Below are 24,123 nucleotides of genomic sequence, written 5' to 3'. Positions count from 1 at the left end.
CCCGGGCCCACCGCTCCGTCGCTGACGGAGCAGGCCCGCCCGGCAGCACCGCCCTCCCCGGGAGCACCTGCGCGGGCCGGCCCCAGCGCCCGGTCGCGCACCGGCACGACGAACGAGAGGCTGACCTCATGCACATCGGACTGGTCGGGCTGGGCAAGATGGGTGCCAACATGCGCGAGCGCCTGCGCGCGGGCGGCATCGAGGTCACGGGGTACGACCGCAACCCCGACGTCTCGGACGTCGCGTCGCTGGGTGACCTCGTCGCCGCGATGACCGAGGGCGAGCGCGTCGTGTGGGTCATGGTGCCCTCGGGTGCCCCGACGCGTGCGGTCATCGACGAGCTGGGCGGGCTGCTCTCCGCGGGCGACCTCGTGATCGAGGGCGGCAACTCCCACTACGCGGAGGACGCGGTGCACGCCGCCGCCCTCGCGGAGAAGGGCATCAACTACGTCGACGTCGGCGTCTCGGGCGGCGTCTGGGGCCGCGAGAACGGCTACGGGCTCATGGTCGGCGGCGACGAGGCGCAGGTCGCGCGCGTCCTGCCGGTGTTCGACGTGCTCCGCCCCGAGGGCCCCCGCGAGGAGGGCTTCGTGCACGCGGGCGCGGTCGGCGCCGGGCACTACGCGAAGATGGTGCACAACGGCATCGAGTACGGCCTGATGCAGGCGTACGCCGAGGGCTACGAGCTGCTCGAGGCGAAGGACATCGTCACGGACGTCCCGGGGACGCTCAAGGCGTGGACGCGCGGGACCGTCGTGCGGTCCTGGCTCCTGGACCTGCTGGTCAAGGCGCTCGAGGAGGACAACGAGCTCGCCGCGATCGACGACTGGGTCGAGGACTCGGGCGAGGGCCGCTGGACCGTCGACGAGGCGATCGACGCCGCCGTCCCGCTCCCGGTGATCTCCGCCGCGCTGTTCGCGCGGTTCGCGTCGCGTCAGGGTGCGTCGCCCGCGATGAAGGCCGTCGCCGCGCTGCGCCAGCAGTTCGGCGGGCACGCCGTGCGCGCGGCGGGTCAGCACGTCGCCCCGGAGACCCCGGGCGGCGTCACCTCGGCCGGCTAGCCCCACCGATGTATGTCGCGCACCTCTCGCTGACCGACTTCCGGTCGTACCCGCACGTCGAGCTCCCGCTCGAGCCGGGCATCACGGCCCTCGTCGGACCCAACGGCCAGGGCAAGACGAACCTGGTCGAGGCGATCGGCTACGTCGCGACGCTCGGCAGCCACCGGGTCCCGTCGGACGCGGCGCTCGTGCGCGCGGGGGCGTCCCGGGCCGTGGTGCGGACGCGGATCGTGCGCGAGGCGGACCCCGCGACGGGGGCGTCGGAGCGCACGAGCCTCGTCGAGATCGAGGTCACGCCGGGCAAGGCGAACCGGGCGCGGGTCAACGGCGGGGCTCCGGGGCGCGCGCGCGACGTGCTCGGGCTGCTGCGGACCGTGCTGTTCGCGCCCGAGGATCTCGCGCTCGTCAAGGGCGACCCGGACGGCCGCCGCCGGTTCCTCGACGAGCTCGCGGTGCTCGTGACGCCGCGGCTCGCGGGGGTGCTGGCCGACTACGACCGCGTCCTGCGCCAGCGGAGCGCGCTGCTGAAGTCGGCGGCGCAGGCGGTGCGCGGCTCGCGCGGCAGCGCCGACCTGCGGACGCTCGACGTGTGGGACGCGAAGCTCGCGCAGGCGGGCGCGCAGGTCATCGTCGCGCGGCTGGCGATCGTCGCGGCGATGGGCCCGCACGTCGCGCGCGCGTACGAGCAGGTCAGCTCGGGTCAGGGCGCGGCCGTCGTGTCGTACCGCTCGACGCTCGACGCGGCGCTCGACGGCGCCGACGGGCGCGACGGTCCGGGCCCGCGCGGTGGTCGGGGCGACGCCTCCCCCGGCGCCGGGCCCTTCGGCGCGGACGCCCCCGCGGGCTCCCCGGCAGCAGCCGGTGCCCCCGTGCCCACGCCCGAGCTCGTCGAGGCACAGCTCCTCGAGGCCATGGGCCGGCTGCGCCCCAAGGAGATCGAGCGCGGCGTGTGCCTCGTCGGCCCGCACCGCGACGACCTCGTCCTGACCCTCGGCGGGCTGCCCGCGAAGGGCTACGCGAGCCACGGCGAGTCCTGGTCGTTCGCTCTCGCGCTGCGCCTCGCGTCCTACACGCTCCTGACGCAGGGACCGGACGAGACCCCGTCGTCCACGGGTGTGGACAACCTGTGGACAACCGGGTGGGGCGACGACGGCGAGCCCGTGCTCCTGCTCGACGACGTGTTCGCCGAGCTCGACTCCCGGCGCCGGACGCGCCTCGCGGAGCTCGTGGCCCCCGCCCGGCAGGTGATCATCACGGCCGCGGTCGCCGGCGACGTGCCGGAGCAGCTCGCGGGCGCGCGCGTCGACGTCATGGCCGGCGAGGTGTCGCGTGTCCTCTGAGCACCCGCGCGACGGGAGCACGGACGGGAGCACCGAACCGCAGGATCGGCTGTGGACAGGCCCCGTCCCCGGGCTCCCTGCCGGCGCCGGCGACGACCTCTTCTCGTCCGGCGACGAGCCCGTGCGCCGTCGCCGGCGCTCACCGACCCCGCGAGCGGCCGCCGACCCCGCGCAGCCCCACCCGTCCGACGCACCCCCGCCGGAGCCGCCCGACGAGGACGGCACCCCCTGGGTCGAGAAGCCGTTCGACGCCGACGACGTCCTGCCGGACCCCGCGCCCCCGAAGGCGCCCGACGGCGTCCCGATCGGCGAGCTCGTCGACCTCACTCCCCCGGCACTGGTGGCCCGCGAGGCGCTCAACCGCGCGAAGGCCGCTGCCCGGGCGCGCGGCTACCGCCCAGGTCAGGAGCCCCGCCGCCGTCCGCTGGACCCGCCGAAGGGCTCGGCCGGCAAGGACGCGCGCGACCCGCAGACGGTCGGTGACACCCTCGCGCGGCTGCTGCGCGACCGCGGCTGGGTGCAGGACGTGTCGGTCGGCGGGGTGATCGGCCGGTGGCGCGAGGTCGTGGGTGACCAGATCGCCGACCACTGCGAGCCGGAGACGTTCCAGGACGGTGTCCTGACGGTCCGGACCGACTCGACGGCGTGGGCGACGCAGGTCCGGCTGCTCGTGCCGCGGCTCCTGCTCCGCCTCGCGGACGACGTCGGGGAGGGTGTCGTGCGCGAGGTCCGCGTGGTCGGGCCGTCGGGTCCGGGGTTCGGGCGCGGCCCCCGGTCGGTCCCCGGCCGCGGGCCCCGGGACACCTGGGGATGAGCGTGCAGCGCGGCCCGCGACCCCCACGACGGCCACCCCCGGCACCCCACGGCACGCACCGGAACCACGCGGCCGGGGCAGCCTGCGACACCCGCGGGGTGAGGTGCCCGTAGAACGGGGGTCCAGGCTCGTCCGCCAGGTAGACTGTGAAGGTCATTCCTGGCGCGTCTGCGCCCGGAACTCCAGCGTCGTGGAGTGATCTGCCCTCGATCCGCCCCCCGGGGCGTCAGTGGCACCTCCGCGCGCGTGCGAGACCTTGAGGAGCACCACCGCCCGTGGCCGAGCAGAGCAGCACCGCCGGAACCAGCACACCCGACGGCACCACCCCCGCATCGTCCAACGGCGGATACGACGCGAGCGCCATCACCGTCCTCGAGGGCCTCGAGGCCGTCCGCAAGCGCCCGGGCATGTACATCGGCTCGACGGGCGCGCGCGGCCTGCACCACCTGGTCTCCGAGGTCGTCGACAACTCGGTCGACGAGGCGCTCGCCGGCTACTGCGACCACATCGAGGTCACGCTGCTCGCGGACGGCGGCGTGCGCGTCGTCGACAACGGCCGCGGCATCCCCGTCGCGATCCACCCGACCGAGGGCCGGCCGACGGTCGAGGTCGTCATGACGATCCTGCACGCGGGCGGCAAGTTCGGCGGCGCGGGCTACGCGGTCTCGGGTGGTCTGCACGGCGTCGGCATCTCGGTCGTCAACGCGCTGTCCACGCGCGTCGAGACGGTCGTGAAGCGCGACGGCTTCGTCTGGGAGCAGTCCTTCCACGACGGCGGCAAGCCCAACGGTGAGCTCCGCAAGAAGGAGGCGACCGACGAGACGGGCACGTCGCAGACGTTCTGGGCGGACCCGTCGATCTTCGAGACCGTCGAGTACGACTTCGAGACGCTGCGCGCGCGGTTCCAGCAGATGGCGTTCCTCAACAAGGGCCTGCAGATCTCCCTGACCGACGAGCGCCCCGCGCACACCGGCACGGCCGACGAGATCACCGACGCCCCGGACACCGAGGAGGCGCCGGACGCCGCCAAGGAGACGTCCGCGGGCCGCACGGTCACGTACAAGTACGACGGCGGGCTCGTCGACTACGTCAAGCACCTGAACTCGGCGAAGAAGGTCGAGGTCGTGCACCCGGAGATCATCGACTTCGAGTCGGAGGACACCGAGCGCCGCATCTCCGTCGAGATCGCGATGCAGTGGACCAACGCCTACTCGGAGTCGGTGCACACGTACGCGAACACGATCACGACGACCGAGGGCGGCACGCACGAGGAGGGCTTCCGCGCGGCGATGACCTCCCTCATCAACCGCTACGCGCGCGACAAGAACATCATCAAGGAGAAGGACGAGAACCTCACGGGCGACGACATCCGCGAGGGCCTCACGGCCGTCATCTCCATCAAGCTCGGCGAGCCGCAGTTCGAGGGCCAGACGAAGACGAAGCTCGGCAACACCGAGGCCAAGGCGTTCGTGCAGCGCGTGGTCAACGAGCAGCTCGGCGACTGGCTCGACTCGCACCCGACCGAGGCGCGCGACGTCATCCGCAAGTCGATCCAGGCGGCCGCGGCGCGCATGGCGGCCCGCAAGGCGCGCGAGGCGACCCGGCGCAAGGGCCTGCTGGAGTCGGGCGGCATGCCGGGCAAGCTGCGCGACTGCCAGTCGAACCGCCCGGAGGAGTGCGAGATCTTCATCGTCGAGGGCGACTCGGCCGGGGGCTCCGCGGTCCGCGGCCGCAACCCGCGCACGCAGGCGATCCTCCCGATCCGCGGCAAGATCCTCAACGTCGAGCGGGCCCGCCTGGACAAGGCGCTCGCCAACCAGGAGGTCCAGGCGCTCATCACGGCATTCGGGACCGGCATCGGCGAGGACTTCGACCTCGCGAAGCTGAGGTACCACAAGATCGTGCTCATGGCCGACGCCGACGTCGACGGCCAGCACATCTGCACGCTCCTGCTCACGCTGCTGTTCCGGTACATGCGCCCGCTCATCGAGAACGGCAACGTGTTCCTCGCGCAGCCGCCGCTGTACCGGATCAAGTGGTCGAACGCGCCGCACGACTACGTGTACTCGGACCGTGAGCGCGACCAGTACCTCAAGGACGGCCAGGCCGCCGGCAAGCGGATCCCCAAGGACAACGCGATCCAGCGCTACAAGGGTCTCGGCGAGATGGACTACTCGGAGCTGTGGGAGACCACGATGTCGCCCGAGCACCGCACGCTGCTGCAGGTCAACCTCGACGAGGCCGCGGCCGCTGACGAGATCTTCTCGGTGCTCATGGGCGAGGACGTCGAGGCGCGTCGCTCGTTCATCCAGCGCAACGCGAGGGACGTGCGGTTCCTCGACATCTGAGCCGCGCCCGCGTCCCGCACGCGGGCAGCCCCACCGCACGTCACCAGCAGCACTGAGCAGCACCGAGCCTGAACAAGAGGACCGAACCGTTGACTGACAACTTCGCCGGCGCCGAGCACGGGAACATCGACCAGGTCGACCTGCAGCTCGAGATGCAGCGGTCCTACCTGGACTACGCGATGTCCGTGATCGTCGGACGCGCGCTCCCCGACGTGCGCGACGGCCTCAAGCCGGTGCACCGCCGCGTCCTGTACGCGATGTACGACGGCGGCTACCGCCCCGACCGGCAGTTCTCGAAGTGCAGCCGCGTCGTCGGCGACGTCATGGGCAAGTTCCACCCGCACGGCGACACGTCGATCTACGACGCGCTGGTCCGCCTCGTGCAGGACTGGTCGATGCGCTACCCGCTCGTGTGGGGCCAGGGGAACTTCGGCTCCCCCGGCAACGACCCGGCCGCCGCGCCGCGGTACACCGAGTGCAAGATGGCGCCGCTGTCGATGGAGATGGTCCGCGACATCGACGAGGACACCGTCGACTTCCAGGACAACTACGACGGCCGCACCCAGGAGCCGTCGGTCCTGCCCTCGCGCTTCCCGAACCTTCTGGTCAACGGCTCGGCGGGCATCGCGGTCGGCATGGCGACGAACATCCCGTCGCACAACCTGCGCGAGGTCGCCGACGGCGTGCAGTGGCACCTCGACCACCCGGACGCGTCGAACGAGGAGCTGCTCGACGCGCTGCTCGAGCGCATCAAGGGCCCCGACTTCCCGACCGGCGCGACGATCCTCGGCCACCGCGGCATCGAGGAGGCGTACCGGACCGGGCGCGGCTCGATCACGATGCGCGCGGTCGTGCAGGTCGAGGAGATCCAGAACCGGATCTGCCTCGTCGTCACCGAGCTGCCGTACCAGGTGAACCCCGACAACCTGGCCCTGAAGATCGCGGACCTGGTCAAGGACGGCCGGATCACCGGCATCGCCGACATCCGCGACGAGACCTCGGGCCGCACGGGCCAGCGCCTCGTGATCGTGCTCAAGCGCGACGCGGTCGCCAAGGTCGTGCTCAACAACCTCTACAAGCACACGCAGCTGCAGGACACGTTCGGCGCGAACATGCTCGCGCTGGTCGACGGGGTCCCGCGCACGCTCAGCATCGACGCGTTCGTCCGGCACTGGACGTCCCACCAGCTCGAGGTCATCGTCCGGCGCACGAAGTACCGCCTGCGCCAGGCCGAGGAGCGCATCCACATCTACCGTGGCCTGCTCAAGGCGCTCGACGCCCTCGACGAGGTCATCGCGCTCATCCGCCGCTCCCCCGACGCCGACGAGGCGCGCACGGGCCTGATGGCCCTGCTCGAGATCGACGAGATCCAGGCGAACGCGATCCTCGCGATGCAGCTGCGCCGGCTCGCCGCCCTGGAGCGCCAGAACATCCTCGACGAGCACGCGCGGCTCGAGGCCGTCATCGCCGAGCTCAACGACATCCTCGGCTCCGAGGTCCGCCAGCGGACGATCGTCAAGGAGGAGCTCGCCGAGATCGTCGCGAAGAGCGGCGACGACCGCCGCACGAAGATCCTCCCGTTCGACGGCGAGGTCTCGATCGAGGACCTCATCGCCGAGGAGGAGATGGTCGTCACCATCACCCGCGGCGGCTACGCGAAGCGCACGCGCAGCGACAACTACCGGGCGCAGCGCCGCGGCGGCAAGGGCGTGCGCGGGGCCCAGCTCCGCGAGGACGACATCGTCGACCACTTCTTCGTCACGACGACGCACCACTGGCTGCTGTTCTTCACGAACCTCGGCCGCGTGTACCGGGCGAAGGCGTACGAGCTGCCCGAGGGCGGCCGCGACGCGAAGGGTCAGCACGTCGCGAACCTGCTGGCGTTCCAGCCCGGCGAGAAGATCGCCCAGGTGCTCGACATCCGCGACTACGAGCAGGCCGAGTTCCTGGTGCTCGCGACCAAGCGCGGCCTGGTCAAGAAGACCCGCCTGTCGGAGTACGACTCGAACCGCTCGGGCGGCGTCATCGCGATCAACCTGCGCGAGGACGACGAGGGCAACCCTGACGAGCTCGTGTCCGCGCGCATCGTCGACTCGACCGACGACCTCATCCTCGTCTCGCGCAAGGGCCAGTCGATCCGCTTCACGGCGACCGACGACGCCCTGCGCCCGATGGGCCGCGCGACGTCCGGCGTCACGGGGATGAAGTTCCGCTCCGACGACGAGCTGCTCGCGATGGACGTCGTGTCCGACGACGCGTACCTGTTCACCGTGACCGAGGGCGGCATCGCCAAGCGCACCGCGCTGACGACCGACAACTACCGGGTCCAGGGCCGCGGCGGCCTCGGCATCAAGGTCGCGAACCTCCCCGAGGCGAACGGCGACCTCGTCGGTGCCCTCGTGACGGACCCCGAGGACGAGGTCCTCGTCATCATGGAGCGCGGCAAGATCGTCCGGTCGGCCACGTCCGAGGTCAACGCCACGGGCCGCGCGACGCAGGGCGTGATCTTCGCCAAGCCGGACGCGAACGACCGGATCATCGCCGTCGCCCGCAACATCGAGCGTCACCTGGCCGACGATGCGGGTACCGTGGAGGACGAGAACGAGTCGGGGGACGCCGTCGCGGCAGACCCTGACGCCACTACGCAGGGCGGGTCGGACGCACCGACCGCCGCGGAGACATCCGCGCAGGAGGATGCATGAGCAGCGAGTCCGCCCCTCCGTCGATCCCACCGCGCAAGCGGCCGACGGCACCGGCGACCCGCCCGTCGTCGTCCACGCCCCCGCTGAGGCCCGCCGGCTCGGCCGCGGTCGACACCGAGGCGCCGCCCGCGCCCGGTGCGGCGTACGCGGACACCGCGACGCGCGAGCCCGTCGAGACGCCCGCCGCGCGGGACGACGACCGGCCGACGCCGCCCCGCACGTCCACCGCGACGCCTCCCCCGCCGGCCGACCCGGAGGAGCCGTCGCCGCTGCAGGTCGCGGTGGGCTCCGTCGCGTCGTCCCTGAAGAAGGCGGCGGCGAAGACCCAGGCCGCCCTCGCGTCGGCCGCCCACCCGCGTGCCGAGGAGCGGACCATGAGCGCCACGGCGACGGGTGCCCAGCGCACCGTCAACGGCCAGTCCCCGCGGCCCGCGACCGGCAGCATGAAGGCCGTCCCCGGGGCACCGCGCCGGGTGCGCCTCGCGCTCTCGCGCGTCGACCCGTGGTCGGTCATGAAGCTCGCGTTCCTGCTCTCCGTGGCGATCGGCATCATGATCGTCGTCGCCGCGGCCGTCGTCTGGCTCACGCTCGACGGCATGCAGGTCTTCGCCAAGGCCGACTCGCTCGTGCGTGAGGTGCTGGGCGCGGAGAGCCCCGTGAACATCCTCGAGTACGTCGAGTTCCAGCGGATCGTCTCCGCGGCCACGCTCGTCGCGGTCATCGACGTCTTCCTCATCACGGCGCTCTCGACGATCGGCGCCTTCCTCTACAACCTCACGGCCGCGCTGGTCGGGGGGGTGCACCTCACGCTGACGGACGAGTGAGCGGAACCCGGTTTGGGCCGGGTGCCGCGCTGCGGTAGTCTCATCCGGCGCACCCCGTCCTCGTGACGGTGCGCGCACGGGCCTATAGCTCAGACGGTTAGAGCGCTTCCCTGATAAGGAAGAGGTCACAGGTTCAAGTCCTGTTAGGCCCACTCCCGACCCGTGGGGGATCCATGAAGAAGGTGCTTCTCCTCGTGGCGGTCGCTGCCGCCGGTTTCTACGCCTGGCAGCGGTACACGCAGGACCGCGACGAGCGGGACCTGTGGGCCGAGGTCACGGACACCTTCGAGTAGTCCTCCCCCGCGACAGCCGGACACCGGTCCGGTGGTTCCACCCAGGGGCCATGGCGCAATTGGTAGCGCACCTGCTTTGCAAGCAGGGGGTTAGGGGTTCGAGTCCCCTTGGCTCCACCACTGGTCAGAGCCGCTTTCGCGACACCGCGGAGCGGCTCTTGCCATGAGGTGCAGCAGCAAACGGCAGCAGTGGCGGGCGTCGCCAAGATCCACTCCTGCGGCCCGTGCTGCGCGCGATGCCCATGGCACGATCGGCCCGTGTCCGACAGCTACTTCCAGCGCGTGCGGTGGCACCACGACAACGCGGAAGACCCCGTCGTGCTGTGGGCGCACGTCGTCGACGGCTGGGAAGTGCGGAAGGTCGACGAGTTCGCCGATGGTCGCCTGGCATGGGCGGACGAGGAGCACGCGATGGCGACGACCGCGCTGGGTCAGGTGCCCATCCCGCTCCCAGACGAGATCGCTGTCGATCCGCAGCTATCCGCTTCTCGCAGAGGCCTTCGCTGCGTCACGAGAGCGGCTCGTTGCAGCAGTCGCCGGCTCCTCCGCCCCTCCGGGGGCGTCGCAGCACTCTCTGGTGCAGACTCCCGGTGAGACTCCTGCGTCTTCGGGGCAGCCCTTCCCGCTCGCGCACACCCGCCCCTGGAGGTTCCCGTGCCTTCCCTCTCCCGTCTGCGGCCGGTCGTGATCGTCGTCGCCGTTGTTCTCGCCCTCACGGGGTGCGGGTTCGACACCACCGTCGGGGACGGCACCAACCGTGCCCGCGCGCAGGAGATCCTCGACGAGATCCAGTCCGCGGTCGACGAGGCGAAGGCTGAGAACGCCGAGGAGAGCGGGGACTTCGGTGAGGACCCGCCGGCGGAGACGGAGGCGATCCGGACCGACACCAGGACCGCCTTCGTGTACGAGGACTACCAGGCGACCCTCGAGGGGGTCATCGCCTCGTTGGACGAGTTCTGGGCCCGCGAGCTCCCCGCCACCTTCGGTGCGGCGTACACCCGCCCCTCCCGGTTCGTGTACTACCGCCCCGACCAGGAGGCCGGTCCCCGGTGCGGCGACGAGGAGGCTCCGGCCGAGAACGCCTTCTACTGCCCGGCCGGGGACTTCATCGCCTGGGACGAGACGGGCCTGATGATCCCCTACTACGTCTCGTCGGGGGACTTCGCCGCGGCGTTCGTCCTCGCGCACGAGTACGGCCACGCCATGCAGTTCCGCCTCCCGGAGCAGGAGCAGCTCGGCGTCCTCCGCGAGCTCCAGGCGGACTGCTTCGCCGGCGCGTGGGCGAGGGACGTGCAGGAGCAGGGCCTGCTGGAGGCCGGCGACCTCGACGAGGCGACGCTGGCGGTCTTCTCGGTCCGTGACGTCCCCGGCACCCCGTTCACCGACCCCCGGGCGCACGGCACGGGCTTCGAGCGCACCCGGGCCTTCGCGGACGGCTACGAGGGTGGCGCCGGCAGCTGCTACCCCGCTCCGGCGGAGGACTGGGTCGTCGAGGCCCAGCAGTAGTCCCCGTCCCGGCCGAAGTCGCCCGACCTTCGTCGGGGTGCGAGCTCCCTCGGCTCACCGAGCACCGCCGTGACCAGGGCCCTACGCTCCCCGTGTGACCTGGGAGGAGCGTTCGTCGTCCGACGGCCGGCGCAGGAACTGCCCGTGCTGATCCGGGTCGCAGACCCGAGCGGCGTCCCGGAGGCCCGTCGTGCCTCGCGCGGCCGCCGCGTCCGACGCTGGACGGCGCTGACGGTCGTGGCCCTGTCGTTGATCGTGACGTTCATCGCTGCGTCGTCGTACCGGAGCGCCGTGCGCGCCCACGAGCTCGCCCTCCGGCTCGAGGACGACGGTGCCACGGCGACCGCCCGGACGGTCGAGGCGCGGACCGCCGGGCGGTACTCCGACGAGGTGCGTGCGACGTTCGACGCCGAGGGGCGGACGGTCACGGCGCTGCTCGTCGAGGCCGAGCCGTGGGGGCACGACTATGCGGGCGACTGGAAGCCGCTGCCCGCTCGCGACGCCGACGAGTGGCCGCTCGAGGTCCGCTACCTGCCGGGCGAGCCGACCGAGGCCATGATCGCGACGGACGTCGAGGACTGGGCTGAGCCTGCGTCGGTCAGGGACGTGATGTGGATCGGCCTGCTCGGGCTCGTCCCCGCCGTGCTGGCCCTCGTGGGCTGGTTCGTCGCGGGACGTCCGGCGTGGAAGCGGTACTTCACGAAGGACGGCGGCACGTGCTGGTACTGCGCCCACCCGAGGTCCGCCCACTCGAAGTCCGCCCACCCGAAGTCCGCTGACGGGCTGCGGGACGCGCGTGACGGAGGCCCTCGCGCCGTCGGCAGCCTGACGCCTGATGTGCCGACGGACCGCCCCGCTGACGACCGCGCCGCTCCGATCCCGGAGCCGGTAGGGCCCTCGTGCACGCCGCCGCGGTCGAGGCTCTCCCCCGCCGACCGCCCGCCGCCCAGGTGCTCGTGCCCGGGCTGGGTCGACCGCCGGCAGCACGTCGTGCTCGGCGACGGTGCGCTGCACCTCTGGCTCGGGCCGCGCTTCGTCACGATCCCGCGCGAGACGATCACGGCGATCCGCGGCGACTCGACGAACCTCGCGTGGAGCAGCGCCCTCGTCATCGAGGCGGCCGACCGGACGCTGTCGCTGCCCGTCCACGCAGGTTGGGAGGTCGCGGACGTCCCGGCGCTGCGCGAGTGGGCCGGTCAACCGACGTCGGTGTCCCCCGGTCGCTGACCGGTCCCGGCGGGCGAACCGCCCTCGGCTTGTCCCCACCACCCTCGGTGCCGCATCCTCGCAGCACGGAGGGCCGCCCCCGGGGGTGAGTCCCGGGAGCGGCCCTCCGCTGTGTGCTGCCGCCCGCGCCGGCGTGATCCTGACGCGGACGCCAGGTCTAGCCGAGCGTGCAGGCGGCGCCGTTGACCGTGAAGGCGGTCGGGGCGACGTGCGCGCCGGTGAGCGTGCCGTTGAAGCCGATCTCGATCGAGGAGCCGGCGGCGAGCGTGCCGTTCCAGGCGGCGTTCTTGGCGGTGACGGCGGTGCCGGTCTGCGACCAGGTCGCGCTCCAGCCCTGCGTGACGGTCTGCCCGGCGGGCATCGCGAACGCGAGCGTCCACGAGCTGAGCGCCGAGGAGCCGGTGTTCGTGAGGCGCACCGACCCGGTGAAGCCGGAGCCCCAGGTGTTGGCGGTGTACTTCACGCTGCACGCCGACGGCGGCGTGGTGGTGCCGTTCGTCGTCGTGAACGAGACCGGGGTGCTCCACGCGGAGACGTTGCCCGCGCCGTCCTTGGCCCGTACGGCGTACTGGTACGCCGTCGACGCCGTGAGGCCGGTCAGGGCGTGCGTGGGGCCGGTGGAGGACGCCACGACGGTCGTCGCGGTGCCGGAGACCCGGCCGATGTCGTAGCCGGCGACGCCGCTGACGTGGTCCTGACCGTTGGTCGGGTCGCTCGAGGCGGTCCAGGTCAGGGTCGCGCCGGTGGCGGTCACGCCGGCTGCGGTGACGGCCGTCGGGACGGTGGGGGCCGTCGTGTCGGGGCCCGGGTCGACGATGACGCCCGTCGTCCGGAACGTCACGGCGGTGCCGCGCGCCGAGACGTTGCCGGCCGTGTCCTTCGCGGCGACCGCGTAGGTGTACGCCGTGTCGGGCGTGAGGCCGGTGAGCGCGTAGCCGGGCGTCGTGGTGGTGGCGACGCGCGTGGCCGTGGTCCCCTGCACCCGGTACACCTCGTAGCCGGCGAGCCCGCTGCCGCCCGTGTCCGTCGACGGGGTCCACGAGAGCGTCGCGGACGTGCCGGTGATCGACGACGCGACCGGCGTGCCGGGGACCGACGGCGCCGTGGTGTCCGGGTCGGGACCGACGACGTCGCCCGGCTCGTTGCCCCAGATGAGCGTGCCGCCCTCGTACAGCGTGATCGCCTTGGTCTTGACCGGGTCGGCCGTGCCGGAGGCGAGGCCGACGAACGACGGGTCGTTGGCGGCGTTCCACGTCGGGCCGCCCGCGACCCGGAACTGGATCTCGGCGCGGTGCTGCGACTGGCCGCCCGGGTAGATGTTGCGCCCGGTGCAGTCGATCTCCGCGTAGTACAGCGAGCCGCCCGCGGCGACGACCGACGGCGGGTTCGTCCCGCACTCGGTGTAGTTCGTCGTGACCTTGATGTTCGAGGCCGGCTCGTCGGGGTCGAGCGTGAACCAGTAGCGGAGCTTCGCGTTCGTCAGGCTGCGCGCCGGGTAGGCCGACTGGTTGCGGATGATCGCCTTGACCTCGGTGAACGTGCCGGTCTGCGGCTGGTTGAGCTTGGTCTCGACGAAGAACTGGTCGCCGTCGGGCACCTCGGCCGTCGGGAAGCTCGCGAGCGGCGTGCCGCCGTACTCCTCGACGAGCCGCGCGAGCGCGCTGGTGAAGCCGGCGTTGTAGTCGGTCGCGACCTCGTTGGCGACGTAGTCCCCGCGGTCGTCGGTGTAGGCGTCGTTCGCGGAGCCGGGCCCGCCGACGAGCGCGCCGTAGAGCACGTGCCGGGTCTTGACCGGGTTGGTCAGCGAGTCGAGCCACGAGCCGTGCGCGGTGCGGTGGTGCGGGTTCTGCGGCGGGTTCGCGCCGAAGCCGACGACGTAGCTGGACTTGCGCGGGTTGTCGCCCAGTGCGTAGTTGATCTGCCGGACGCCGAAGTCGTGGTACCGCGCCTTGCGGGTCGCGTCGGTGATCCAGTCGGAGTAGACGAGCGCGACGAACGAGGTGTTCGCGGCGTACCGGAGCGAGCCCCAGGTGTCGAGCACGGCCTGGCCGCCCGGGGAGTAGTTGACCTTCGTGCCGTTGACGCCGACGGTCCAGTAGTCGAGCCAGCGGTTCGCGTCGTCGACGTACTTCTGCTTGCCGGTCTCCATCGCGAGCAGCGCGTACGCGGCGTAGGACTTGTCGTCCCACGCGACCGTCCACTTGTAGCTGCGTGTGGTCGTCTGGTTCTCGACGCCGAGCCCGTCGTACTCCTTCTCGGCCTTGGCGAGGTAGGTCGCGTCACCCGTGGCCTTGTAGAGCCAGTACGCGCCCCACACGAGCTCGTCCTGGTACCCGGACCACGACTTGTAGTACGACGCGGCGTCGGTGACGCAGTCGGAGTACTTGCCGCGGTAGGTGTCGGCGAACGAGTAGAGCTGCTTGGCGTGCGTGAGGAGCTTCGCGGAGTACGCCGGGTCGTCGGTCTTGAACACGATCGCCGCGGCGGCGAGGGACGCGGCGGTCTCCCCCGCGGCGTCGGACCCCGGGCAGGCCGCGGTGATCTTGTAGGCCGGCCGGGCCATCGTCATGACCTCGGCGGGGCCCCACCACTTGTGGTCGTCCGTGCCGTTGCCGACCTGGACGTAGAGCTCGTTGGGCGCCGTGTGGGCCTTGACGAAGTAGTCGTTGACCCAGCGCAGGTTGTCCTTGATCTCGTCGAGCTGGCCCGCTTTGGTGTAGCCGGCCGGGCTCTCGATGGCGCCCCACGCGAGCATCGTCGACGTGAACGCCATCGGCAGGCCGAACTTCACGTGGTCGCCCGCGTCATACCAGCCGCCGGTGAGGTCCTTGCCCACGTCGGAGCCGTCGGTCAGCCCGGAGTCGCCGCGCCACGAGACGCGGTTGCTCGCGGGCAGGTCGCCCGAGCGCTGCGCCTCGTAGAAGAACATCGACTTCTGCAGCGCCTCGGCGTAGTTGAAGTCGGGGGCGGCGGCCGCCGTCGACGTGAGCATGGGCGCGACGAGCGCACCTGCGGCGAGCGCGACGGTGGCGGAGCCGGCGACCACGGCGCGGCGACGCCGGCCGCGTGGCGCTGGGGCCGGGGCGTCGTGCGCCGGGGCGAGGCGAGACATGAGATCCCTTTCTTCGGCACTGGAGAAACGGGTGGGCACGTCGTCGTGCCCGGTCCGGCGGGATCCGCGCCGTCCCTCTCTCCACGCCCGCGCGTGAACGCCACCCGGAGCTGTTCGCGGGCGGTCCGCCTCGGGCATCGTCCGGAGGGCGCGACGACGGCGTCAACCGCCTAAACGTTTAGCCGAATGCTCCCGCGGGTGGACAGCGGGGCAGGGGACGAGGCCCGGGCGTGGCGAGCGTAGCGGGCGGCTGCTCGACGGTCTCCCCGCCCCGGTCCTGGTCGACGTGCGCGAGCCAGCGCGGGGTTGTGAGCTGCACGGAGACGCGCCCTCGACTCGCCCGGACACGCCGCGACCCGGCCCGCATCGCTGCAGGGCCGGGTCGCGGACCCGTGGCCCGGGACGGCCCGCTGCGAGCCGCCCCCAAGCCGTCGGGGGTGTGCCGGTCGGTGTCGGGTCAGAGCGTCCCGCGGTCGGTCCGGTCCTCGTCGGTCGTGCGCTCGGGGGCCGTCTCGATCACCGGGTCGGGAACCTCTCCCACCGGGACGATCGGCGCGACGGCCGTCGTGTCGGTGAGCGCCTCGTCCGTGTCGCCGGCGGCCGAGTCGGGCTTCTTCGACGCCGAGCGGCGCGTCGTCGCCTTCTTCGTGGCCTCGCTGACCTTCTCGGTGAGGTCCTCGCGCGCCTCGGTGACCTTCTCGGCCGCCCGCTGCGCCGCCTCGCGGCTCTTCGCGACCGTCACGCCCGCCGCCTCGCCCACGGCCTCCGCGGCGCCGCCCACGCGGTCCGAGAGGTCCTCACGGGCGTCGTGCGCCCGGGTGCGGAGCCCGTTGCTCGACGTGTCCGCCGACGTGGGCTCCCACGGCTCGGCCCACGGGTCGGTCTGCGCGCGCGAACGGGTCCACGCGGCGAACGCGGCAGCCGCACCGGCGATGCCCGCGAGGATCCAGAACGTCTTCGCGGCGCGGTGCGACTTCTGCGGTGCGGTGGCCTCGGCGGCCTTGTCCGCGATGGCGCCCGCCTTGACGGCGGCTGCGTTCACGGCGGCGACGACGCTCGGGATGAGCTCGTCGACGAGCTTGTCGTGCGCCGAGTCGATCGCGGGCGACGCGGCGCCGGCGGCGCGCTCGACACGCGGGACCGCGGCCTTGAGGCTCTCCTTGTAGAGGTGCTCGACGCGCGGCACGAGCCACTCCATCGCGGCCTCGGCCTTGGGCGTGCCCCACTCCTTGGCGTGCGCCGCGGCTCCCGCGGCCTGTCCTGCTGCCTCGGCGGCCTGCACCTTCGCGGCGGCGGCGAGCACCGCCGCCTTCTCTGCGGCCTGGAGCTTGAGCTTGTCCGTGTCCACGGACTCGAGATTCGGGCGTCGGATGGCGAAGGTCATGTCCACTCCCCGGTTCTGCGGCTGGTCGGCTGCGTTGACCCCACACTCTGCCACCAGACCCGTCGACACGCAGGTCCCAGGCCCGAAAGGGCTGCGGGGCGGCCGCGGTCCTGGCCTGGGTGTTCGCGGCCGGCGTACCCCTCCGTGCGCACCGCTCGACGCCTGGTCGAACGGGCGCAGGGTTTCCCGGACGGGCGCCGGCCTCCCCGCGCAGGCAGGCCGCTGCGTGGGAAGATGGGCGGCATGTTCGCGACACTGCACACGACCGCCGGTGACATCCGGATCGAGCTCTTCCCGAACCACGCGCCGAAGACGGTGGAGAACTTCACCGGCCTCGCGACCGGGAGCAAGGCCTGGAAGGACCCGAAGACCGGCGCGGAGAGCAGCGCCCCGCTGTACGACGGCGTCATCTTCCACCGCGTGATCCCGGGCTTCATGATCCAGGGCGGCGACCCGCTCGGCACCGGCACGGGCGGCCCGGGCTACAGCTTCGACGACGAGATCCACCCCGAGCTCCAGTTCGGTGAGCCGTACCTGCTCGCGATGGCGAACGCGGGGCTGCGCCGCGACCCGATCACCGGGAAGACCGGCGGCACCAACGGCTCGCAGTTCTTCGTCACGGTCGTCCCGACGCCGCACCTGAACGGCAAGCACACGATCTTCGGCAAGGTCGCCGACGACGCGAGCCGCAAGGTCGTCGACACGATCGCCGCGACGCCCACGAGCCGCGGCGACCGCCCGGTCGAGGACGTCGTCATCAGCTCGGTCACGATCGAGGACTGAGCGGTCCCGATCACCGCATGAGCGCCGACCAGCCTGCCGCTGCGCCCACCGGCCCGCCCGAGGGCCCGCCCGTCTGCCCGCGCCACCCGGACCGTGTGTCCTACGTGCGCTGCCAGCGGTGCGGCCGTCCGACGTGCCCCGAGTGCCAGCGGCAGGCTGCCGTCGGCGTCCAGTGCGTCGACTGCGTCGCCGAGGCCGCGCGCGCGACGCCCGCGAACCGGACGATCTTCGGCGGGACGGTCCGCGCGGGCCGCCCGGTCGTGACGATCGGGATCATCGCGGCGTGCGTCGTGAGCTTCGTGCTCCAGCAGGTCGACCCGGCGTGGACGCTGCGCTGGGCGTTCTGGCCGGCGATCGGCGAGGTCGAGCCGTGGCGGTTCCTCACGGTCGCGTTCCTGCACTCCCCCTCCGGCGTCATCCACATCGTGTTCAACATGCTCGCGCTGTGGATGGTCGGGCCGTACCTCGAGCAGGCCCTCGGCCGCGGACGCTTCGCCGCGCTCTACGGCCTGAGCGCCGTCGCGGGCTCGGTCGGCGTGCTGCTGCTCGCGTCCCCGCTCGACGACTCGTGGCGCACCCTCACCGTGGGCGCCTCGGGCGCCGTCTTCGGGCTGTTCGGGGCGGTGTTCGTGGTGATGCGCCGGATGCGGCGGGACGTGCGCGGCATCGCCGTCGTGATCGTCCTGAACGTCGTCATCGGCTTCGTGGTGCCGGGCATCGCGTGGCAGGCGCACCTCGGCGGCCTCGTCGTGGGCGCGGCCCTCGCCGCCGCGTTCGCCTACGCCCCGCGGGAGCGGCGTGCCGCCGTGGCGGTCGGGGCGCCGGTGCTCGTCGGCCTGCTGCTCGTCGGGCTCGCGCTCGCGAAGTACGCCCTGGTCTGACCCGATTTCCCCAACGTTCCGCACAGGTGGTGAATTACACCTGTGTAGTTGTCCACAGAGATGTCCACCGCTGGGGACGACGGACCCGTTTCCGCAGGTCAGGGCTCTGCAAACGTCCTACGACCAGGCATTGTGCTGTGGGCGCCGGTCGCGTGCGTGGGGACGAATGGGGCATTCCTGTGGAACGACGCCCGTCCGCCTGTGGAAGGGCGACGCGGGTACCGGCGCCCCGCCTCCGTGCGTCGAAGGGCCGGGGGAGGGCTCAGCGCCAGCGCGTCGTGAGGGCGAAGCCCGCGAGGATCAGGGCGAAGCCGATCGCGAGGTTCCACTGCCCGATGCCGGGGATCGGGTACTCCGAACGCATGATGTACGTGACGACGATCCACACGAGGCCGAGGATCATCAGGCCGAGCATCACGGGCACGAGCCACCGCGGGCTCACCTTCGGGCCGCTCGCGACGGGCGGCGGCGTGTAGGCCGCCTTCTTGCGGTTCTTCGACTCGGGCACGGCTGCTCCTGTTCCAGCGGTACGGCAGGCCGGGGCACGTCGGCACCGACCCGCCAGAATGTGGCTTAGCGTAGTGGCGAGATCGCCGGAGAGGAGCACGAGTGCCCGACCACCCGCACCGTGCTGCCCGTGCCGCGCGCGGCACGCTGTCCGTGGCGCTCGTCCTCGCCCTGGCCGGGGCCCTGTTCGCGGCGAACGCGCGCCTGGCCCGGACGACGGGGGAGCGGCACCCGCAGGACCTCGCCGGGCTCGCCGAGGTCGAGGAGCGCCGGCTCGGCGTCCTGCTCGACGAGGTCTCGACGCTGCGCACGGACGTCGAGCGCCTCACGGCCGCCCAGGCGGAGCTCGACGGCATCGTGATCGAGCCGCTCGCGCCCGCTGCGGAGCTCGAGGCGGGCCTGGTCCCGGTGACGGGGCCCGGCCTGGTCGTCGAGCTCGAGGACGCCCCGGCGGACGTCGCGCGGCCCACGTCCGTCCGCCCCGACGACCTCGTCGTGCACCAGCAGGACCTCCAGGCGGTCATCAACGCGCTGTGGGCGGGCGGTGCCGAGGCGATGGGCCTCATGGACCAGCGGGTGATCTCGACGAGCGCGTTCCAGTGCATCGGCAACGTGCTCTCGCTGCACGGCCAGCCGTACTCGCCGCCGTACGTCGTGCGAGCCGTCGGGGACCCGGCGGCGCTGCGGCGCGCGCTCTACGCGTCGCCCGAGATCCAGAACTACCTGCGCTACGTCGACGCGGTCGGCCTCGGCTGGTCCGTGACGGTCGCGCCCGAGCCGCTGACCCTGCCCGCGTACGAGGGAGCGACCGAGCTCGAGCACGCGCGCGTCCCCGAGGGCACCGAGGTGCTGCCCGGGCTGCCCGACGGCGGGACGGCCGACGCACGGGGCGATTACGCACCCGACGACGACGAGCGGGCCCGCGAGGCGCGGGACGACGACGAGCAGGCCCGTGAGGCGCGGGCGGAGGACTCCGCGTGAGCGTCGAGACCCCGACCCGGTCGAACCCCCGGCACAGCCGCTCGAGCACGTCGTCGCGCGGCCGCACGACCGCGTTCGGGGCCCTCGGCGTCCTCGGCGAGCTGCTCATCACCCTGGGCGTGCTGCTGCTCGCGTTCCTCGTCTGGCAGCTGTGGTGGACCGACGTCGTCGGCAACCGTGCGCAGGCGGAGATCGTCCAGGAGCTCGACTGGGACGTCGCGCCCACGGCCCCGACGCCGGACGCGTCCGAGGGCCCGAGCGAGCCCGTCGGTCCCGTCGTCGCCCCGCCGCGCCGGGACGAGCCGCCCGTCGCCGCCGAGCCCGCCCACGCGACGACGTTCGCGACGATCCAGGTCCCGCGGTGGGCCGGCGAGCCCGAGCGGCCGATCAGCGAGGGCGTCGAGCGCGACAGCGTCCTCGACGTGCTCGGCATCGGCCACTACCCGGGGACCGCGATGCCCGGTGCCGTCGGGAACTTCGCCGTGGCCGGCCACCGCACCACGTACGCCAAGCCGTTCAACCGCGTCGCCGAGCTGCAGGCCGGCGACCCGCTCGTGGTCCGCACCGCCGACACCTGGTACGTGTACCGCGTGACGTCGACGGAGATCGTGACGCCCGCGCAGACCGAGGTCGTCGCGCCCGTCCCCGGCGACCCGGGCGCCACGCCGACCGAGCGCTTCATCACGCTGACCACGTGCCACCCGATGTTCTCGGCGCGCGAGCGGTTCATCGTGCACGGGACGCTCGACTACTGGGCGCCCGTGGCGGACGGCATCCCGGCCGAGCTCCTCGGAGGCGCATGATGTACGGATGGCTGTGGCGGCACCTGCCGGGCCCGGCGCCCGTGCGCGCCGCGATCCTCACGGTCGCGGCCCTGGCCGTGCTCGCCGCGTGCTTCCTGTGGGTGTTCCCGGCGATCGCGCCGTTCATGCCGTTCAACGACACGACTGTGGGTGAGGGATGACCAGGATCCTGGTGGTCGACAACTACGACTCGTTCGTGTTCACGATCGTGGGCTACCTGAACCAGCTCGGTGCCGAGACGGTCGTCGTGCGCAACGACGCCGTGCCGCCCGTCGAGGAGCGCGCCGGGTTCGACGGCGTGCTGATCTCGCCCGGGCCGGGCACCCCGGCCGAGGCCGGGTCGAGCATGCAGGTCATCCGGGACTGCGCCGAGAGCGCGACGCCGATGCTCGGGGTCTGCCTCGGGCACCAGGCGCTCGGCGAGGTCTTCGGCGGCACGGTCACGCACGCGCCCGAGCTCATGCACGGCAAGACGAGCCTCGTCGAGCACGACGGCACGGGCGTCCTCGCCGGGCTCCCGACGCCGTTCACCGCGACGCGCTACCACTCGCTCGCGGTCGTCGACGGCACGGTCAGCGACGAGCTCGAGGTCACGGCGGAGGTCGGGTCCGCGCACGGGCGCGTCGTCATGGGCCTGCAGCACCGCACGCTGCCGCTGCACGGGGTGCAGTTCCACCCCGAGAGCGTGCTGACCGAGGGCGGGCACCGGCTGCTCGCCAACTGGCTGGCCGTGTGCGGGGACGCCGACGCCGTCGCCCGGTCGGAAGGGCTGCACCCGCTCGTGCGGTCGTAGGGACCGGCCCGAGGCAGCTGGGCCGAGCACGGGCTCGGACGCGCCCGCGTCACCAGCGTCGGGTCGCGCACTGCGACGGGCCACGGCGTCGCGCACCGGCGTCACGCGTCCGTCACCACGACGAAGGCTCCGAACCCTCGCGGGTCGGAGCCTTCGTCGTGTGCGGATGTCGCCGCGTCGAGGACGCGCCGGCGGGGTCAGCCGTTGTTTCCCGGCGCTGTCGGCGTCGGCGTGGGGTTCTGCTGACCGTTGCGCGGCCCGCGCGAGACGTCCACGATGACCACCGATCCCGGCTCGATCTCGTCGCCGCGCGTCGGGTCGGTCTTCAGCACGGTGTCCCGCGGCTGGTCGCTGTCGACGTCGCGGCGCTGCGGCTGCAGCCCGAGCCCGGAGAGCGTGCGGCTCGCCTGGTCCCACGACTGGCCGACGAGACCCTCGGGGATGAGCAGCGCGGTCGGCGCGACGGCCACCTCGAGGCGCACCGACGAGTTCTGCGGGACGAGGTCGCCCGCGGCCCGGCTCTGGGTCACGACCGTGCCCGGGGGCTGCTCGTTCGTCTCGACCTCGGCGGTCGTCGAGCTCAGGCTGAGGTCGGCGAGCGCCTTCTCGGCGTCGGCCTGCGGCAGCCCGACGAGCTCGGGGACGACCACGTTGCCGCTCGCGATGAACACCGTGACGGCGGCCCCGGCCTTGGCCGAGGCGTTGGCGGCGGGATCGGTCTTGGTGACCCGGTCCTTGGGGTAGGCGGCGCTGTCCTCGGGCGTGATGGAGCCGACGGTGAGGCCGGCGGCCTCGATCTGGGTGCGCGCCGCGTCCTGCGTCAGGCCGGTGACGTCGGGGACCGTCGCGGTGTCGGGTCCGGTCGAGACCTGGACCGTCACCGTCGAGTCCTTCTCGGCCTGCGCCCCGCTCGCCGGGTTGCTCGACACGACGTTGCCCTCGGCGATCGTCTCGGAGGCGACCTCCTCCTGGGCCCACACGAGGCCGGCGCCCTCGATCTCGACCTTGGCCTGGGGTGCGGGCATGTCGACGATCGCCGGGACGGTGACCGTCTCCGGCTCGTCGTTGTTCGCCGCGTTCGCCGCGATGAGCGCGATGATCCCGGCGACCGCGAGGACCGCGACCGCGATGAGGGTCCACATGAGCCAGCGCTTGTTCTTCGGCTCGTCGTCCTCGCCGACGGCGCCGGTCGCGGCGCCCGTGGGGGGCAGCACGGTCGTGCCCGGGCCGGTGGGCGCCCAGGGCGCGGGGCCGGTGACGACCTGCGTCGTCGCCGGGCCGGCGGCGCCGAACACCTGCGTCGCGTCGTCGTTCACGCCGGTGGCCACGAGGGCACCGACCGGGGGAGCGCCGACGTGGCCCCCGCGCGCGGCGGCCTCCAGGTCCGTGCGGAACTCGGCGGCCGTCGAGTAGCGGGAGTCGCGGTCCTTGGCGAGCGCCTTGAGGGTGATCCGGTCGAGCGAGTCGGGGACGTCCGCGGCGAACATGCTCGGCGCCGGGGCGGCCTCGCGGACGTGCTGGTACGCCACGGCGACGGGGGAGTCGCCGACGAACGGCGGGCGCCCGGTCAGCAGCTCGAAGAGCAGGCAGCCCGTCGAGTACAGGTCGGAGCGCGTGTCGACGGTCTCGCCGCGCGCCTGCTCGGGGGACAGGTACTGCGCGGTGCCGATGACCGCCTGCGTCTGCGTCATGGTCGCCGCGGAGTCCGCGACGGCGCGCGCGATGCCGAAGTCCATGACCTTGACGGCGCCGGTCGGGGTCAGCATGACGTTCGCGGGCTTGATGTCGCGGTGCACGATGCCCGCGTGGTGGGAGTACTCGAGCGCGGACAGCACGCCGGCCGTGATCTCGACGGCCTCCTCGATGGGGACCGCGTTGCCGTCGCGCAGGATGTCGCGGACCGTGTGCCCCTCGACGTACTCCATGACGATGAACGGCACGTGCGCGACGACGCCCGACGGCTCGGTGACGAGGTCCTCGCCGGTGTCGTAGACCGCGACGACCGCGGGGTGGTTGAGCGATGCGGCGGCCTGGGCCTCGCGGCGGAAGCGTGCCTGGAACGAGGGGTCGCGTGCGAGGTCGGAGCGCAGGACCTTGATCGCCACGGTCCGTCCGAGCCGCGTGTCGTGGCCGATGTGCACCTCGGCCATGCCGCCGCGGCCGATCAGCTCACCGACCTCGTACCGTCCTCCGAGGATCCGGGATCCGTCGTCCACCACTAGGCGTCCTTCGCTGTCGTCGTCCACGTGCCTGCTGCCCTGTCGGCAACCCGCGCACGTTCCGTGATCATCCCATCGAGGCCGTCCCGGAAAGCGTATCCGGGGTCGACGGCCGCCGTGCGGGTGCCGGCAGCCGCGCCGGTCCCGTGCGCCGGAGCCGCCGTGACGGTCGTCGTCGCCGTTCTCGTCGTGCCGGTCGCGCCCAGCGCGGGCTCGCCCGGGGGTGAGCCGCCCTCGGCGCCGGTGAGCCTATCGGCCAGCGCCGCCCCGAGGAGCGCGACGACCAGCAGGATCAGCGCCACGAGCGGCCAGGTCAGCCGGCCGAGCTTCCCGAGCCGGTTCCCGGTCGTGGTCGAGGTGATCCACCCGGCGCGGGTGGGGGCCCGGTGGGTGCCGGCGGTGCGGCGGACCTCGGTCGCGTCGCGCAGCTCGCGCCGGGGCGGGTAGGACGGCGGGTGCCCGTCGTCGTCGGGGTGGCCGTGCGGTGCGGGCGGGGGGATCGACGCCGGGGCGGCGGGGGACTTCGCCGCGGCGGGTGCCGGAGC

Annotated in this window: 19 protein-coding genes, 2 tRNA genes and 2 pseudogenes; 18 read left to right on the top strand and 5 right to left on the bottom strand. The window is 72.8% G+C overall.

What is annotated here, in order from left to right; all coding sequences use genetic code 11:
* Positions 1–122 precede the first annotated feature (122 nt).
* The 12 genes and pseudogenes from gnd to AB6N24_RS08390 all read left to right on the top strand — a co-directional run.
* Positions 123–1,061 (top strand): annotated as a pseudogene (gene gnd, locus AB6N24_RS08445) (phosphogluconate dehydrogenase (NAD(+)-dependent, decarboxylating)); the annotation flags it as partial.
* 8 nt (positions 1,062–1,069) lie between these two features.
* Complete coding sequence (recF, locus tag AB6N24_RS08440) at positions 1,070–2,401, top strand: DNA replication/repair protein RecF (protein WP_412868960.1); 1,332 nt, start codon at positions 1,070–1,072, stop codon at positions 2,399–2,401.
* Positions 2,391–3,215: a DciA family protein gene (locus AB6N24_RS08435; RefSeq protein WP_412868959.1), complete on the top strand. Its 825-nt coding sequence runs from the start codon at positions 2,391–2,393 to the stop codon at positions 3,213–3,215. The genes recF and AB6N24_RS08435 overlap by 11 nt, the downstream gene beginning before the upstream one ends.
* Before the next feature lie 275 nt (positions 3,216–3,490).
* Complete coding sequence (gene gyrB, locus AB6N24_RS08430) at positions 3,491–5,563, top strand: DNA topoisomerase (ATP-hydrolyzing) subunit B (RefSeq protein WP_412868958.1); 2,073 nt, start codon at positions 3,491–3,493, stop codon at positions 5,561–5,563.
* An 89-nt stretch (positions 5,564–5,652) separates the two neighbouring features.
* Positions 5,653–8,265 (top strand): DNA gyrase subunit A, encoded by a 2,613-nt coding sequence (gene gyrA / locus AB6N24_RS08425; protein ID WP_412868957.1) that lies wholly within the window; start codon positions 5,653–5,655, stop codon positions 8,263–8,265.
* Positions 8,262–9,089: a DUF3566 domain-containing protein gene (locus AB6N24_RS08420; RefSeq protein ID WP_412868956.1), complete on the top strand. Its 828-nt coding sequence runs from the start codon at positions 8,262–8,264 to the stop codon at positions 9,087–9,089. Before gyrA ends, AB6N24_RS08420 begins: the two co-directional genes overlap by 4 nt.
* A gap of 78 nt (positions 9,090–9,167) precedes the next feature.
* Positions 9,168–9,241 (top strand) — tRNA-Ile (locus AB6N24_RS08415).
* Positions 9,242–9,262: 21 nt separating this feature from the next.
* Positions 9,263–9,382: a DLW-39 family protein gene (locus AB6N24_RS08410; RefSeq protein ID WP_412868955.1), complete on the top strand. Its 120-nt coding sequence runs from the start codon at positions 9,263–9,265 to the stop codon at positions 9,380–9,382.
* A 44-nt stretch (positions 9,383–9,426) separates the two neighbouring features.
* Positions 9,427–9,502: transfer RNA gene (locus AB6N24_RS08405), tRNA-Ala, on the top strand.
* Positions 9,503–9,640: 138 nt separating this feature from the next.
* A complete protein-coding gene (locus AB6N24_RS08400) occupies positions 9,641–9,976 on the top strand; it encodes a DUF6881 domain-containing protein (protein ID WP_412868954.1) in 336 nt (111 codons plus the stop codon).
* 60 nt (positions 9,977–10,036) lie between these two features.
* Complete coding sequence (locus AB6N24_RS08395) at positions 10,037–10,888, top strand: neutral zinc metallopeptidase (protein ID WP_412868953.1); 852 nt, start codon at positions 10,037–10,039, stop codon at positions 10,886–10,888.
* A 144-nt stretch (positions 10,889–11,032) separates the two neighbouring features.
* Positions 11,033–12,115: a hypothetical protein gene (locus AB6N24_RS08390; RefSeq protein ID WP_412868952.1), complete on the top strand. Its 1,083-nt coding sequence runs from the start codon at positions 11,033–11,035 to the stop codon at positions 12,113–12,115.
* 157 nt (positions 12,116–12,272) lie between these two features.
* On the opposite strand, the gene AB6N24_RS08385 is transcribed toward AB6N24_RS08390, so the two are convergent.
* Positions 12,273–15,227 carry a glycoside hydrolase family 9 protein gene (locus tag AB6N24_RS08385; protein ID WP_412868951.1) on the bottom strand — a complete coding sequence of 985 codons (2,955 nt, stop codon included), beginning with the start codon at positions 15,225–15,227 and terminating at the stop codon, positions 12,273–12,275.
* Positions 15,228–15,684: 457 nt separating this feature from the next.
* Positions 15,685–16,611 carry a hypothetical protein gene (locus AB6N24_RS08380; RefSeq protein WP_412868950.1) on the bottom strand — a complete coding sequence of 309 codons (927 nt, stop codon included), beginning with the start codon at positions 16,609–16,611 and terminating at the stop codon, positions 15,685–15,687.
* 243 nt (positions 16,612–16,854) lie between these two features.
* Between AB6N24_RS08380 and AB6N24_RS08375 the strand changes: the two genes are divergently transcribed.
* On the top strand, positions 16,855–17,394 hold the full coding sequence (locus AB6N24_RS08375; protein WP_258725117.1) for a peptidylprolyl isomerase: 540 nt from the start codon (positions 16,855–16,857) through the stop codon (positions 17,392–17,394).
* Positions 17,395–17,411: 17 nt separating this feature from the next.
* Positions 17,412–18,275, top strand: coding sequence for a rhomboid family intramembrane serine protease (locus AB6N24_RS08370; protein WP_412868949.1), 864 nt, complete (start codon positions 17,412–17,414; stop codon positions 18,273–18,275).
* 262 nt (positions 18,276–18,537) lie between these two features.
* Here AB6N24_RS08370 and AB6N24_RS08365 read toward each other — a convergent pair whose 3' ends face one another.
* Positions 18,538–18,783 carry a cell division protein CrgA gene (locus AB6N24_RS08365; RefSeq protein WP_412868948.1) on the bottom strand — a complete coding sequence of 82 codons (246 nt, stop codon included), beginning with the start codon at positions 18,781–18,783 and terminating at the stop codon, positions 18,538–18,540.
* Between the two features lie 101 nt (positions 18,784–18,884).
* Between AB6N24_RS08365 and AB6N24_RS08360 the strand changes: the two genes are divergently transcribed.
* Genes AB6N24_RS08360 through AB6N24_RS08345 form a run of 4 tightly spaced genes read left to right on the top strand, consistent with a single transcriptional unit; the run spans position 18,885 to position 21,359 of the window.
* The gene (locus AB6N24_RS08360; RefSeq protein ID WP_412868947.1) at positions 18,885–19,763 is read left to right on the top strand and encodes a DUF881 domain-containing protein; all 879 of its coding nucleotides are present in this window, start codon (positions 18,885–18,887) and stop codon (positions 19,761–19,763) included.
* Positions 19,760–20,566, top strand: coding sequence for a class E sortase (locus AB6N24_RS08355; RefSeq protein WP_412868946.1), 807 nt, complete (start codon positions 19,760–19,762; stop codon positions 20,564–20,566). Before AB6N24_RS08360 ends, AB6N24_RS08355 begins: the two co-directional genes overlap by 4 nt.
* Positions 20,563–20,727: a hypothetical protein gene (locus AB6N24_RS08350; protein ID WP_157464167.1), complete on the top strand. Its 165-nt coding sequence runs from the start codon at positions 20,563–20,565 to the stop codon at positions 20,725–20,727. Before AB6N24_RS08355 ends, AB6N24_RS08350 begins: the two co-directional genes overlap by 4 nt.
* On the top strand, positions 20,724–21,359 hold the full coding sequence (locus tag AB6N24_RS08345; protein ID WP_412868945.1) for an aminodeoxychorismate/anthranilate synthase component II: 636 nt from the start codon (positions 20,724–20,726) through the stop codon (positions 21,357–21,359). Before AB6N24_RS08350 ends, AB6N24_RS08345 begins: the two co-directional genes overlap by 4 nt.
* Before the next feature lie 197 nt (positions 21,360–21,556).
* Here AB6N24_RS08345 and pknB read toward each other — a convergent pair whose 3' ends face one another.
* Both pknB and AB6N24_RS08335 read right to left on the bottom strand, forming a co-directional pair.
* A complete protein-coding gene (pknB, locus tag AB6N24_RS08340; RefSeq protein ID WP_412868944.1) occupies positions 21,557–23,578 on the bottom strand; it encodes a Stk1 family PASTA domain-containing Ser/Thr kinase in 2,022 nt (673 codons plus the stop codon).
* Positions 23,578–24,123: pseudogene (locus AB6N24_RS08335) on the bottom strand (hypothetical protein); the annotation flags it as partial. The gene pknB and the pseudogene AB6N24_RS08335, both read right to left, overlap by 1 nt.

Source organism: Cellulomonas jepli, assembly GCF_047229345.1.
Taxonomy (GTDB): Bacteria; Actinomycetota; Actinomycetes; order Actinomycetales; family Cellulomonadaceae; genus Cellulomonas_A.
Note: the sequence above shows the minus strand (reverse complement) of the source record. Positions and strands in the feature narration are given on the sequence as shown.